The organism is Elizabethkingia argenteiflava, assembly GCF_009904105.1.
Lineage (GTDB): Bacteria > Bacteroidota > Bacteroidia > Flavobacteriales > Weeksellaceae > Elizabethkingia > Elizabethkingia argenteiflava.
On sequence record NZ_JAAABJ010000238.1, the window covers coordinates 1 to 321 of the forward strand.

Annotated in this window: 1 protein-coding gene; it reads right to left on the reverse strand. The window is 54.2% G+C overall.

Annotation, left to right across the window (positions count from 1 at the left end):
* A partial coding sequence (locus GNY06_RS02175; RefSeq protein WP_176589941.1) for an NAD(P)/FAD-dependent oxidoreductase occupies positions 1-321 on the reverse strand: 321 nt, incomplete at both ends.

Genomic DNA, 321 nt, shown 5'->3' on the forward strand with positions numbered 1-321 from the left:
ATTCACCGTGCACGGCTGCCAGCGTTGCACGCCGCCAGCTTCGCATTCTTTGAGCAGCATGTCGATCAAATCTTGCGCTGAATTGTCGCAAAACAGCTGGCCTTTGTGCTTTTCGTGGTGCGCAATGCCGTGTTTGTCCATCAGTGCAATGAAGTCGCGCGGGGTAAAGCGGCTCAAGGCGCTACGGCAAAAGTGGGGGTTGTCGCTCAAAAAGTTGGCGGGGCTAACGTCTTTGTTGGTGAAATTGGCGCGGCCGCCGCCTGAAATGCGGATTTTTTCAGCTACTTTCTCGCTGTGGTCAATAACCAAGACCTTCAAGCC